This window comes from Micromonospora sp. C28ISP2-4 (assembly GCF_030519385.1).
Lineage (GTDB): Bacteria > Actinomycetota > Actinomycetes > Mycobacteriales > Micromonosporaceae > Micromonospora > Micromonospora tulbaghiae.
On the sequence record NZ_JAUMKG010000001.1, the window covers coordinates 175,048 to 187,425 of the forward strand.

General features: G+C 73.6%; 12 protein-coding genes. 2 read left to right on the top strand and 10 right to left on the bottom strand.

Annotated elements, in window-relative coordinates; all coding sequences use genetic code 11:
* Positions 1 to 3 precede the first annotated feature (3 nt).
* Both Q3W68_RS00815 and leuE read left to right on the top strand, forming a co-directional pair.
* Positions 4 to 1,251, top strand: coding sequence for a bifunctional pyridoxamine 5'-phosphate oxidase family protein/GNAT family N-acetyltransferase (locus Q3W68_RS00815; protein WP_302903637.1), 1,248 nt, complete (start codon positions 4 to 6; stop codon positions 1,249 to 1,251).
* On the top strand, positions 1,248 to 1,910 hold the full coding sequence (gene leuE, locus Q3W68_RS00820; RefSeq protein WP_302903638.1) for a leucine efflux protein LeuE: 663 nt from the start codon (positions 1,248 to 1,250) through the stop codon (positions 1,908 to 1,910). Before Q3W68_RS00815 ends, leuE begins: the two co-directional genes overlap by 4 nt.
* A 99-nt stretch (positions 1,911 to 2,009) precedes the next feature.
* Here leuE and Q3W68_RS00825 read toward each other — a convergent pair whose 3' ends face one another.
* The 10 genes from Q3W68_RS00825 to Q3W68_RS00870 all read right to left on the bottom strand — a co-directional run bounded on the left by Q3W68_RS00825 (position 2,010) and on the right by Q3W68_RS00870 (position 12,319).
* A complete protein-coding gene (locus Q3W68_RS00825) occupies positions 2,010 to 2,939 on the bottom strand; it encodes a sporulation protein (protein ID WP_302903639.1) in 930 nt (309 codons plus the stop codon).
* A gap of 103 nt (positions 2,940 to 3,042) precedes the next feature.
* Entirely contained in the window at positions 3,043 to 4,107 is a 1,065-nt protein-coding gene (locus Q3W68_RS00830) for a hemolysin family protein (RefSeq protein WP_302903640.1), read from the bottom strand.
* A complete protein-coding gene (locus tag Q3W68_RS00835) occupies positions 4,104 to 5,459 on the bottom strand; it encodes a hemolysin family protein (protein ID WP_302903641.1) in 1,356 nt (451 codons plus the stop codon). The genes Q3W68_RS00830 and Q3W68_RS00835 overlap by 4 nt, the downstream gene beginning before the upstream one ends.
* A gap of 163 nt (positions 5,460 to 5,622) precedes the next feature.
* Entirely contained in the window at positions 5,623 to 5,958 is a 336-nt protein-coding gene (gene mnhG / locus Q3W68_RS00840) for a monovalent cation/H(+) antiporter subunit G (protein ID WP_120571076.1), read from the bottom strand.
* Positions 5,955 to 6,218, bottom strand: a complete 264-nt coding sequence (locus Q3W68_RS00845) for a monovalent cation/H+ antiporter complex subunit F (RefSeq protein WP_120571077.1) — start codon at positions 6,216 to 6,218, stop codon at positions 5,955 to 5,957. The genes mnhG and Q3W68_RS00845 overlap by 4 nt, the downstream gene beginning before the upstream one ends.
* Positions 6,215 to 6,865 (bottom strand): Na+/H+ antiporter subunit E, encoded by a 651-nt coding sequence (locus Q3W68_RS00850; protein WP_302903642.1) that lies wholly within the window; start codon positions 6,863 to 6,865, stop codon positions 6,215 to 6,217. The genes Q3W68_RS00845 and Q3W68_RS00850 overlap by 4 nt, the downstream gene beginning before the upstream one ends.
* Positions 6,862 to 8,367 carry a Na+/H+ antiporter subunit D gene (locus Q3W68_RS00855; protein WP_302903643.1) on the bottom strand — a complete coding sequence of 502 codons (1,506 nt, stop codon included), beginning with the start codon at positions 8,365 to 8,367 and terminating at the stop codon, positions 6,862 to 6,864. Before Q3W68_RS00855 ends, Q3W68_RS00850 begins: the two co-directional genes overlap by 4 nt.
* Positions 8,364 to 8,846 (bottom strand): Na(+)/H(+) antiporter subunit C, encoded by a 483-nt coding sequence (locus Q3W68_RS00860; protein ID WP_302903644.1) that lies wholly within the window; start codon positions 8,844 to 8,846, stop codon positions 8,364 to 8,366. Before Q3W68_RS00860 ends, Q3W68_RS00855 begins: the two co-directional genes overlap by 4 nt.
* Positions 8,843 to 11,677, bottom strand: a complete 2,835-nt coding sequence (locus Q3W68_RS00865; RefSeq protein ID WP_302903645.1) for a Na+/H+ antiporter subunit A — start codon at positions 11,675 to 11,677, stop codon at positions 8,843 to 8,845. Before Q3W68_RS00865 ends, Q3W68_RS00860 begins: the two co-directional genes overlap by 4 nt.
* A gap of 318 nt (positions 11,678 to 11,995) precedes the next feature.
* Entirely contained in the window at positions 11,996 to 12,319 is a 324-nt protein-coding gene (locus tag Q3W68_RS00870; protein WP_030269802.1) for a hypothetical protein, read from the bottom strand.
* Positions 12,320 to 12,378: the final 59 nt, after the last annotated feature.

Sequence of the window (12,378 nt, forward strand, 5' to 3'; positions counted from 1 at the left end):
CACGTGTACCCCCCGACCGCCCGCACCACGGCCAGCCGCGCCCGCGACCGGATGCACTACGACCGGGCCACCGCGCACGCGCTGCTGGACGAGGCCTACCACTGCGCGCTGTCGTTCACAGTAGACGGTGAGCCGCGCATCCTGCCGACGCTGCACGTGCGCATCGGCGACACGCTCTACCTGCACGGGTCCACCGGCAGCCGGCCGCTGCTCGCCGCCCGGGGCGAGGCCGGGCTGCCGGTCTGCGTCGCCGTCACCCACCTCGACGGGCTGATCTACGCCCGCTCCCAGTTCCACCACAGCGCCAACTACCGCTCGGTGGTGGCGCACGGCACCGCCCGGCTGGTCGACGATCCCGGCGAGAAGGCGGCGGTGATGACCGCGCTGGTGGAGAAGGTGGCCGCCGGCCGGTCCGCCGACAGCCGGCCGCCGAACCGGCGCGAGCTGGCCGAGACCGCAGTGCTGGCGCTGCCGCTGCGTGAGGTGTCGGTGCGGATGCGCACCGGCGGCGTCAACGACGAGCCCGCCGACGAGGCGCTGCCGCACTGGGCCGGTGTGGTGCCGCTGCGGCTCACGCCGGGCCGCCCCGAACCCGCGCCCGGGGTGAGCGCGCCGGTGCCGGCGTACCTGCGGGCGGCCCGCTCGCCGTGGCACGAGCCGGCGGTGCTGCGCGGCGAGCACGTGGTGCTGGAGCCGCTCGACCTCGCCCACGCCGACGAGCTGTACGCCACCACCGCCGACCCGGAGGTGTGGCGGCACCTGGGCGGCGCCCAGCCGGCCGACGCCGCCGAGATGCGCCGGGTGATCGCCGGCTACCTGGACGCGCAGGAACGCGGCGAGCAGGTGTGCTGGGCACAGCGCTGCGCCGTCACCGGCGCGGTGATCGGCACCACCTCCTACTACGAGATCGACCCGGTCCGCCGGTCGCTGGCGATCGGCTACACCTGGCTGGGCCGCCCGTGGTGGCGTACCGGCGTGAACACCGAGGCGAAGCTGCTGCTGCTGGGCCGGGCCTTCGACGACCTGGACGCGGTCCGGGTGGTCTGGCACACCGACATCCGCAACGAACGCTCCCAGCGGGCGATCGAACGGCTCGGCGCGAGCCGGGAGGGCGTGCTCCGGCAGCACAAGCAGCGCGCCGACGGCTCCTGGCGGGACACCGTGCAGTACTCCATGCTCGCGCAGGAGTGGCCGAAGGCACAGGTCAGCCTGCGGGAAAGGCTTCGCCCGACCGCGGGCGCGGCGTCATGATGTCCGGCGTGCTGGGGATCACCGACATCTGGACGTACGTGCTGGGCACCGTGGCGATCGTGCTGCTGCCCGGGCCGAACTCGCTCTTCGTGCTCGCCACCGCCGCCCGCCGGGGCGTGGCCACCGGTTACCGGGCCGCGGCCGGGGTGTTCGTCGGCGACGCGGTGCTGATGGTCCTCTCCGCCGCCGGGGTGGCCTCGCTGCTCCAGGCGTACCCGCCGCTCTACCTGGTGATCAAGTACGCCGGCGCGGCGTACCTCGGGTATCTGGGGCTGGCCATGCTGCGCGGCGCGTGGCGGCGCTGGCGCGACCGCAACGACCCGGCCACGCCGCGCCTGATCGACGAGGTGGAGCCGGCCGAACAGCGGGAACCGTTCCGGCGGGCGCTGGTGATCAGCCTGCTCAACCCGAAGGCGATCCTGTTCTTCGTCTCGTTCTTCATCCAGTTCGTCGAACCCGGGTACGCCTGGCCGGCGCTGTCGTTCCTGCTGCTCGGCCTGATCGCGCAGGTCGCCAGCGCGATCTACCTGACCGTGCTGATCTTCACCGGCACGTACCTGGCGGCCCAGTTCCGGCAGCGCCGCCGGCTCGCCGCGAGCGGCACCACAGCGGTCGCGGTGCTGTTCCTCGGTTTCAGCCTCAAGCTCGCCGCCGGCTGAGCGTGTAAGGAAGGGCCCCTTCTTAACGCCTCCGGTAGAGGAAGGGCCCCTTCTTAACAACGCACACGCAGGCGCCCGCGCACGCGCACGCGCACGCGCTCACGTGCCGTCGCCGCCTCCGCCACCACCGCCGATGCCCGCGCCGCCGGCCGTACCCCCGAGCCCGTAACCAGGCGCGACCGGACGGTCGGGGGGACGGCTGACGTGCGCCGACTCGCGGATCGTGGCCGACCAGTCGGCGTGCGCGGCGGCGGCCGCGTGCCTGTCGATGGCGTGTCGCAACCAGCCGTCCACGGTGGCCACCCAGTCGCGCTTGTCGGCACCGGCGTGCCAGACCCGGAACCGGCTGATGCTCTGGTGGGTGATCCCGGCCAGGGACAGCCGCCGGTCCACCCAGAGCAGCACCTCCATGCCGGCCGAGTCGGTCAGCATGATCATTTCGAGTTCGGTCATCGGGCCGGCGTAGAGCGGGGCGGCCCAGAACCCGTACCACTGCTGGAACGGCAGCGTCTGCTCCACCCCCGGCAGCCGCCCCTCGCGCAGCCCGGCCTGCCGGATCGCGAAGCCGAGTGTGTCCAGCGCGGCGAGCACGTGCTCCTGGGCGGGCAGCGGGTGGATCAGCACCGGCACCATCGCGCCCTGGTCGACCTCCGGGTCCACCGACACCTCGGTGCGCAGCCCGGTACGCAGGCTCAGCAACGGCACCCCGCCGTACGTGGTCACCGGCGACTCCCAGGGCAGCGGCACGGTGAAGTCGACTGCCCGCCGCCGCCCGGCCGGCACCACGAACCGTCCCGCGATCGTCCAGGTCTGGAACTGCACCAGGCGGCGCGGCGCCTCCGGGTCCTCCGGTTCGACCTGGGTCACCAGCCCCAGCCGGATGTGCCGGACCGGCACGTCCGAGCCGCCGGCGGCGAGCGTCACCCGGCCCGGCAGGCGCAGGCCCGGCCGGGTGCTCGGGTTGGGCACCGTGGTGCTCACCGACAGCCCGGTCCAGGCGGAGTCCCGCGACACGCCGGTCAACCGCATGCCGGGGCTTTCCCGCTGCCCGCCCGGCCATGCGCGGCCGGAACGGACGCCGGCCCGGCGAGGTGGTGTCCCACCTCGGCCGGGCCGGCACGGATCATGACGGTCAGCGCATCCGGCGGCCTCGCGGCACCGGGTCGGTCTCGTCGTCGAACTCGCCGATGACCTCCTCCAGGAGGTCCTCCAGCGCGACGAAACCGATCGGCCGGGTCGGCCCACCGCCGTTGCTCACCAGCGCGAGCTGCGCCTGCTGCGCCCGCATCGCGGCCACCGCCTCGGTCACCGACGCCTCGGCCGGCAACGTGAAGGCGTTGGTCATCAACTCCTCCGCGGTCGCCGGGCGGCCGGTGGTGACGGCGCGTACCGCCTCGCGTACGTGCACCAGGCCGCACACCTCGCCACCGGTGTCGACCACCGCGAGCCGGGAGCGGCCGCTGTCGCGGGACACGTGCTCGATCCGCTCGGCGGTCTCGCCCCGGCCCACCGTGACGATCCGGTCGAACGGCTCCATCACCTGGGCGACTGTGGTGCCCTGGAGCTCCAGCATGCTGCTGAGCAACTGGTGCTGCTCGGCGCCGAGCAGCCCGTGCTCCCGGGACTGCTCCAGCAGGATGCGCAGCTCGTCCGGGCCGTGCACCTGGGCCAGCTGGTCCTGCTGCTGCACCCCGAACAAACGCAGCATCGCGTTCGCGAGCCCGTTGAGCACTGAGAGCACCGGCCGGACGATCCGGGCGAACGCCCGGAACGGCAGCGCCAGCAGCGTCGCCGAACGCTCCGCGTCGGTGATCGCCCACGACTTCGGGGCCATCTCGCCGACCACCAGGTGCAGGAACGTCACGAGCGACAGCGCGAACACCAGCGCGACCACGTGACTGGCAGCGGCGGGCAGGCCGACCGCGTGCAGCAGCGGGCTGAGCAGGTGCTCGATGGCCGGTTCGGCCAGCGCGCCCAGACCCAGCGTGCACAGCGTGATGCCGAGCTGCGCGCCGGCCAGCATGAGGCTCAGCTCGCGGACGCCGTCCAGCGCCGCGCGGGCCGCCCGGCCGCCACTCGCGGCCGACTGTTCCAGCCGGTACCGCTTGGCCGCCACGAGCGCGAACTCGGCGGCCACGAAGAACCCGTTGAGCGCCAGCAGCACCACGGAGAAGAACAACGCGAACCCGGGGCTCATGCGGCACCCTCCCCGGACACGTCGGCGGTCGGCCGCAGCCGCACCGAGTCGGCCACGTGCCGGTCCACCGCCAGCACCTCGACCAGCACCCGCGGGCCGCCGGCCGGCCCGTCGCCGTCCGTGGCGACGGGGATCTCCAGCCGGTCACCGACCTCGGGCACCCGGCCCAGCTCCCGCATCACCAGACCGGAGAGCGTGTCGTACTCGGGCGCCTCGGGCAGTTCGATGCCGGTGCTGTCGGCGACCTCGTCGATGCGCCAGCGCGCCGGGACCACCCAGGAGCCGTCCTCCTGCCGCGCGGCGGCGCGGTCCGGCGGGTCGTCCTCGTCGCGGATCGGCCCGACCAGCTCCTCGGCGAGGTCCTCCAGCGTGATCACGCCGGCGAAGCCGCCGTACTCGTCGACCACGCAGGCGAGCTGCCGGTGCCCGGACCGCAGGCGGTCCAGCACCGTCGGCAGCGGCAGCGTCTCGGGCACCAGCAACGGGGGTACGGCCACCGCGTCGACCCGGGTGGTCGCGCGCTGCGCCGGGGGCACCCCGAGCACGTCGGCGATGCCGACCACGCCGATCAGGTCGTCGACGCCCTCGGCGCCGCTGACCGGGAACCGGGAGTGGCCGGTGTCCAGCAGCTCGACGATCCGGCTGACCGGCTCGTCGGCCCGGACGGTGTGCACGTCGACGCGGGGCACCATCGCCTCCCCGGCGGTCAGCTCCCGGAAGTCCAGACCCCGGTCCAGCAGGTCGGACATCTCGGCGTCGAGATGCCCCTCCTCCCGGGACTCGGCGATGATCTGTTCCAGGTCCTGCGGGGTGGCGCCGCTGGGCAGCTCCTCGATCGGCTCGATGCCGACCCGGCGGAGCAGCCGCACGGCGGCCCGGTCGAACAGCGTGATCAGCGGACCGGCGATCTTCAGGTACATCAGGGTGGACCGGGACAGCGCCCGGGCGAGCGGTTCGGCCCGCGCGATGGCCAGGTTCTTCGGGGCCAGCTCACCCAGGACCATCTGCACCACTGTGGCGATGATCAGGGCGAGCGCCACCGACAGCGGCAGCGTGACCGCGCTGGACAGCCCGGCCAGGCCGAGCACGTCGGCCAGCCCGGCGCCCAGGAACGGCTCGGCGACGTAACCGACGAGCAGGGCGGTCACGGTGATGCCGAGCTGCGCGCCGGACAGCATGAACGAGAGCCGCCCGGTCACCTCCAGGGCCCGGGCCGCGGCGCGGTCGCCACCGTCGGCGAGCTGCTTGAGCTTGCCCCGGTCCACGGCGACGTAACCGAACTCCTGGGCCACGAAGTAACCGGTGGCGGCGGTGAGAACGGTGATGAGAAGGAGACCGACGAGGATCAACACGGGAGGTTCAGGGCTCCCGGGGTCGTCGGGGAGGGAATTCGCCGGGTATGACCCGGCCGGCTACTGCTGCCCTCCGGGGCAGGAGAGTCGATCATGCGGCCCATTTTATCGGGGGTCGCTGGATGTTCGCTGAGGGTGCCGGGAAGCCTCCCGCACGTCCGGTTCAGCGTCCGGCCAGTTCGTCGGCGTCCAGCAGCGTGCGGTCGACCCGCCCGGAGCGGTACGCGGCCCGGCCGATCATCTGCGCGGCCACCGGCGCGGTGGAGAGCTGGAAGATCGCCACCAGGACCAGCATGCCCAGATCCGAGGGGGTACGCAGACGCAGCGCCAGCCCTGCGAGCAGCAGCAGGACGCCCAGCACCTGGGGCTTGGTGGCCGCGTGCATCCGGTCCAGGACGTCCGGGAAGCGCACCAGCCCGATGCCGGCGACCAGGGCCAGCGCCGCCCCGGCCAGCAGCAGGAATCCCCCCACCCAGTCGGCCAGGGTGGCCGCACTCACGACTCGGCCCGGACCGCGAAGCGCACCAGCGACACCGACCCGATGAAGCCGAGCAGGGAGAGCACCACCAGGACGGGCAGCGTGGTGGCGTGCCGGTTCACCGCTGCCTCCGCCCCCACCGCGGCGAGCATCGCCGACAGCAGCAGGTCGGCGCCGACGACCCGGTCGAGCAGGGACGGGCCGCGGTAGATCCGGGCCAGGGCGAGCAGCGCGGTGGCCGAGAGCAGCACGGTGAGCGCGACGGCGAGCAGGACTGTCACTGGTGGTTCCTCCGTTCCACGGGTTCGAGGTCGAGCCGGCGTACCTCGTCGGGTGATCCGATGGCGCGCACGATGCGCCGTTCGACGGCGAGTACGCGCTCGCGGCTGGCGGTGATGTCCTCGGGTGCGCGCACGTCGAGCAGGTGCACGTACAGCACGCCCTCGACCCGGTCGACGTCGAGGATCAGCGTGCCCGGCACCAGCGAGATCACCTCGGCGGTGAGCGCCAGGTTGAGATCGGTGCGCACGCGCAGCGGCACCGCGATGATCGCGCCGCGCGGGCGGTAGCCGAAGCGCAGCGCCACGGCGGCCACGTGCACGCTGGCGCTGATCAGCTCCACGACGAACGTGGCAGCGAACACGAGCAGCGCGCGGGGGCGTACCCGGCCGCCGAACGTGACCGGCGGCAGCGGGAAGAACAGCAGCACGGCCACGCCGACCACCAGGCCGGCGACCAGGTTGCCCCAGGACACGTCGCCCCACAGCAGCATCCAGGCGACGACCAGCCAGGCGAGCGCGACCGCCTGGTCCCGCCGCCGCCCACCCCGGCCGACCGTCGGCGCCGGCGCGTCCGGTGCCGGCGCGGCCCGGGGTACGCCCGCGGGCTCGCCGGTCGGGCCCGCGCCCGGGGGCAGGTCGTCGGTCACGGGGCGTCCCGGGGCAGGACCGCCCGCACGTACGGGGTGCGCTCGCGCAGGTCGGTGGCCGCGTCCGCGGTGACCTGGAACAGCGGCCCGGCCAGCAACGTGAACAGCACGCCGAGCGCCACCAGGGCGGTGGTCGCCCCGACCATCAGCCCGGGCAGCCGGGCCGGTGGGGTGGCGGTGGCCAGCCGGGGCTCCCGCCAGAACGCGATGTTCCACACCCGGGAGGCGGCGTAGAGCGTGAGCAGGCTGGTCAGCGTGCCGGCCGCGACCAGCACGGCGGGCAGGGCGCCGCCGGCCGCCACGCCGGCCTGGAGCAGGCCGAGCTTGCCGAGGAACCCGGAGAACGGCGGGATGCCGGCGAGGTTCATCGCCGGGACGAAGAAGAGCACGCCGAGCATCGGGGCGATCCGGGCCAGGCCGCCGATACGGCGTAGATCGGTGCTGCCCGCGCGTTCCTCGACCAGGCCGGCGACCAGGAACAGCGTGGTCTGGATGGTGATGTGGTGCACCACGTAGAAGATCGCCCCGGACAGGCCGGCGACGCTGCTCAGCGCCACCCCGAAGATCATGTAGCCGATGTGGCTGACCAGCGTGAACGACAGCAGCCGCTTCAGGTCCGACTGGGCGACCGCGCCGAGGATGCCGACCACCATGGTCAGCCCGGCCACCACCATCAGCAGCGTGGCGACCTGCCCGCCGGGGAACAGCAGCGTCTCGGTGCGGATGATCGCGTACACGCCGACCTTGGTGAGCAGGCCCGCGAAGACCGCAGTCACCGGGGCGGGCGCCGTCGGGTAGCTGTCCGGCAGCCACGCCGACAGCGGGAACACCGCCGCCTTGATCCCGAACGCGAGCAGCAGCGTCAGTTGCAGGGTCAGGCGTACGCCCGAGGGCAGCGCGTCCAGCCGGCCGGCGAGCTGCGCCATGTTCAGCGTGCCGGTGGCCGCGTACACCAGCCCCACGGCGGACAGGAACAGCAGCGACGACAGGATGCTGACCACCACGTACGTCGATCCGGTCCGCAACCGCACCTCGGTGCCGCCCAGCGTGATCAGCACGAAGCTCGCGGCCAGCAGGATCTCGAAGCCGACGAACAGGTTGAACAGGTCCCCGGCCAGGAAGGCGTTCGTCACGCCCGCCGTCAGCACCAGGTACGTGGGGTGGAAGATGCTCACCGGCGCGGTCTCACCGGTCTCCCCCCGGCCCTGGCCGATCGAGTAGAGCAGCACGCACAGCGTCACCGCCGAGGAGACGAGCACCATCAGCGCCGCCAGCTGGTCCGCCACCAGCACGATGCCCACCGGCGTCGGCCAGCCGCCCACCTGCACCACCACCGGCCCGAACCGGTACGCCTGCACCAGCAGCACCGCCGCCACCACCAGGACGCTGGACAGGCAGAGCACGCTCACCCACCGCTGCAACCGGGGCCGCCCGGACAGCAGCAGGGTGAGTGCCGCGCCGAGCAGCGGCACCACCACCGGAAGCGGAACGAGGGCACTCATGGTTTCTCCCCGTCCCGGCGCAACCGCCGGCGGGCCGGCTCCGGATCCACCTGCTCCGGGTCGTCGTCCGGGCCCTCGCCGCCGAGGTCCGCCGTGGACACCTCGTTGCTCTCGGCGAGCCGGACGATCTGCCGGTCCTCCAGGTCGTCCTGCACCTCGTCGTCGCCGCTGGTGTACCAGCTCCGGTAGGCGACGGCGAGCAGGAACGCGGTCAACCCGAAGGTGATCACCACGGCGGTGAGCACCATGGCCTGCGGCAGCGCGTCGCTCATCTCGCCCTGCGACGTGGAGCCCACGAGCGGGGCGGCGCCGGACCGCCCGCCGAGCAGGATGAGCAGGTTCACCCCGTTGCCGAGCAGGATGATGCCGAGCAGGATCCGGGTCAGGCTGCGTTCCAGCAGCAGCGTCACACCGGCGGCGACGAGCACCCCGACCGCCAGCACCAGCACCAGCGTCGGCCCGGCCGCCCCCCGCGTCATGAGGAACTCTCCCGCTGGACGACCAACCCTCGCCCCGCCTCGCCGGCGGCCTCCACGTGCCGGTCCACCTCGGCGCCCAGGCTGCGCAGGATGTCCAGCACCAGCCCGACCACCACCAGATAGACGCCGATGTCGAAGAACAGCGACGTGACCAGGTAGAAGTCCCCGACCACCGGCAGCCACAGGTTGACCTTCACGCTCTGGAGCACCTGGCCGGCGAGCGCCAGGCCGAGCACGCCGCTGCCGACCGAGATCCCCAGCCCCGCGCCGAGCACCGTGCCGGCCCCGACCGGCGCCGCCTCGGCCAGCTCGTACCGGCCGCCGGCCAGGTAGCGCAGGGCCAGCGCGAGGCCGGCGACCAGCCCGCCGGAGAAGCCGCCGCCGGGGGCGTTGTGCCCGGAGAAGAGCAGGAACAGCGAGAAGACCAGGACGGTGTGGAAGATCAGCCGGGTGACCACCTCGAACACGATCGAGCGCCGCCGCTCCGGCAGCGTCTGCCCGCCGCGCAGCCACACCGTGCGCCGGTCGCCGGCGCGCACCGCTACCGGCTGGGGACGGCGGGGACGCGGCCCGGTGCGGGAACGCTCGTAGATCAGGCTGGCCACGCCGGTCGCGGTCACGACGAGCACTGAGATCTCCCCCATCGTGTCCCACGCCCGGATGTCGACGAGCGTCACGTTCACGACGTTGCGGCCGTACCCCTCGGCCAGGGCCAGGTCCGGGAAGTCGGCGGAGATCGACGGCGCCCGCCGCGCTCCGGCCGCGGCCAGCGCCAGGCCGGCCATCACGACGCCGGCGGCGACCCCGATGCCGCGCCGGACCCAGCGGCTGCGGCGCAGCGGGCGGGCCGAGAAGCGCTCCGGCAGCCGCCGCAGCACCAGCACGAAGACCGCGATCGTCGCGGTCTCCACGAGGAACTGGGTCAGCGCCACGTCCGGCGCGCCGTAGAGGACGAACATCATCGCGGTGCCGTAGCCCGTCACGCCGACGAGCAGCATCGCGGTGAGCCGGCGGCGCGCGCCGACCGCGAGCAGCGCGGCGACCGCGATCACCACGCAGACCACGAGCTGGGCCGGGTTGTCCCAGGGCGCCAGGTCGACCCGCCACGGCGTGGTGGCGAGCATCGCCCCGCCCGGCACGAACACGAGCACGAGCAGCACGGTGCCGAGGTACTGCGGCAGCGAGCCCCGCTGGGTGGCGCCGGTGACCTCGATGGCGAGCCGGTCGAAGCCGTGTGTCACCCACTCGTACCCCTGGTTGCCGTTCACCGGCGAGCGCAGCCGCGCCAGCGCGGGCGCCAGCGGGCCGCGGACCAGGTGCAGCACCACACCGCCGGCCAGCACGAGGGCGGACAGGCCGAGCGCCGCCGTGGGTCCGTGCCAGAGCGCCAGGTGCTCCTCGACCGGCCCGAACAGCTCGGCGTACGGCTCGAACAGGCCGCTCAGCCACCCGGCGGCCGGACCGGCGGCGAGCCCGGCCACGGCGAGCAGCGACGGGGGTACGAGCATCGCGGCGGGCGGCCGGGCCAGCTCGGTGTCCGGCACACCGGGCCGGGTGCCGAACGCGCCCCAGAGGAACCGGATGCTGTACGCGACGGTGAGCGCGCTGCCGGCCACCAGGACGATCAGGACCAGTGGGTCGCCGGTGAACGCGGCGAGCGCCGCCTCCTTCCCGACGAACCCGAGCAGCGGCGGCACCCCGGCCATCGAGGCGGCGGCCAGCGCGGCGACGACGGCCAGCACCGGCGCGGCCCGTCCCACCCCGGACAGCTCACGCAGGTCACGGGTGCCGGCCTCGTGGTCGAGGATGCCGACGACCAGGAACAGCGCCGCCTTGAACAGGGCGTGTGCGGCCAGCATCGCCACGCCGGCCAGCGCCGCCTTCGGAGTGCCGGCGCCGAACACGACTGTGAGCAGGCCGAGCTGGCTGACCGTCCCGTACGCCAGCAGCAGCTTCAGGTCGGTCTGCCGCAGTGCGGCCCACCCGCCGATGACGAGCGTGACCAGGCCGGCGACCACTGTGACCGGCCGCCATCCGTCGACCGGGGCGAGCACCGGGCCGAGCAGTCCGATGAGGAAGATGCCGGCCTTCACCATCGCCGCCGCGTGCAGGTACGCGCTCACCGGCGTCGGGGCGGCCATCGCCACCGGCAGCCAGGCGTTGAACGGGAACACCGCGGACTTCGCCAGCGCCCCGGCGAGGATGAGCAGCACCGCGACGGTCAGGTACCCGCCGCCGGGCAGCGGCGCCGAGGCCACATCCGACCACCGGTAGCCCCCGGCGTGGTGGCCGAGCAGCAGGAACCCGACGAGCATGGCCAGCCCGCCCAGCGTGGTCACCGTGAGCGCCTGCGCGGCGGCCCACCGGCTGGAGCGGCGCTCGGTGCTGTGCCCGATGAGCAGGTAGGAGAAGACGGTGGTCAGTTCCCAGAACACGTAGAGCAGCAGCAGGTCGTCGGAGACGACGAGGCCGAGCATCGCCCCGGCGAAGGCAACCATGACGGCGGCGAACCGGGCCAGCCCGACCGACCCGGGCGGGAAGTAGCGGGCGGAGTAGACCAGCACCAGCGCGCCGACGCCGCCGACGAGCAGCAGCATCAGCCAGGACAGCGTGGTGACGCGCAGCGCCACGTCGAGCTGGAGCTGCGAGATCCAGGGGTACGTCTCGACGACCTCGCCGCCGTCGCGTACCGCAGCGGTGTGCGCCGCCGCCCAGACCGCTGTGGCGGCCGGGGCGAGCGCGAGCAGCAGGCAGGCGCGCGGACCCCACCGGCGGACCAGCAGCGGGGCGAGCAGCGCCGCCACCAGGTGCACGATCAGCAGGACGAGCACGCGTACTCCCGGTCGAGGTGACAGCGCGCAGAACACGCTGGTGTCACAACCGATCACACGCCACAGAGGCACCGAACCGGGCCGTTTTCCCCAAAACCCACCCTTACCTCCACCCGGCCTTCCCGGCCTTCCCGGCCTTCCCGGCCTTCCCGGCCTTCCCGGCCTTCCCGGCCTTCCCGGCCTTCCCGGCCGTCCCGGCCGTCCCGGCCTCTCGGGCGGTGATCAAGGAGTTTGCGGCGGGATCGGGCGCGCTCCCGGACACGAACTCCTTGATCACCGGGGCGGCGGGAGGGCGGAAGGGCGGGGTGCGGCGGGGGGTCAGGGGGTGGGGTTGGGGGTGGCCAGCTGGCGGGCGGCGCGGTCGACGGCGCGCTGGGCGGCGACCAGGGAGCGCAGCGGCAGCCGGGCGTCGCGGCTCTCCCGGCGCTGGACGAAGTAGTGCACGGCGGCCCGGACGCGGGCTCGGTCGGCGGCGCTGGAGCGGGCGGTCGCCAGGATCATCTCGCGCAGCCGCGCGGCCAGTTCCTCGGCCAGTTCGAGATCGGGGCCGTGCAGCGCGGCGCGGAGCGCGGCCAGGCGACTGTCGACCTTGCGGATGAGCACGTCGGTTCCGGAACCCAGACCTCGGTCCTCGACGGTCATCCACGCCTCCACCCCACGCCGCATCGCGAGTGAAGTTACTTTATGTTGCAGCCCACAAG

What these genes read in the sequence shown, in the direction of transcription:
- Q3W68_RS00870 (WP_030269802.1), bottom strand. Translation starts at nt 12,319, where the DNA reads ATGACCGTCGAGGACCGAGGTCTGGGTTCCGGAACCGACGTGCTCATC.
- Q3W68_RS00830 (WP_302903640.1), bottom strand. Translation starts at nt 4,107, where the DNA reads ATGAGCCCCGGGTTCGCGTTGTTCTTCTCCGTGGTGCTGCTGGCGCTC.
- Q3W68_RS00855 (WP_302903643.1), bottom strand. Translation starts at nt 8,367, where the DNA reads ATGAGTGCCCTCGTTCCGCTTCCGGTGGTGGTGCCGCTGCTCGGCGCG.
- Q3W68_RS00860 (WP_302903644.1), bottom strand. Translation starts at nt 8,846, where the DNA reads ATGACGCGGGGGGCGGCCGGGCCGACGCTGGTGCTGGTGCTGGCGGTC.
- Q3W68_RS00825 (WP_302903639.1), bottom strand. Translation starts at nt 2,939, where the DNA reads ATGCGGTTGACCGGCGTGTCGCGGGACTCCGCCTGGACCGGGCTGTCG.
- leuE (WP_302903638.1), top strand. Translation starts at nt 1,248, where the DNA reads ATGATGTCCGGCGTGCTGGGGATCACCGACATCTGGACGTACGTGCTG.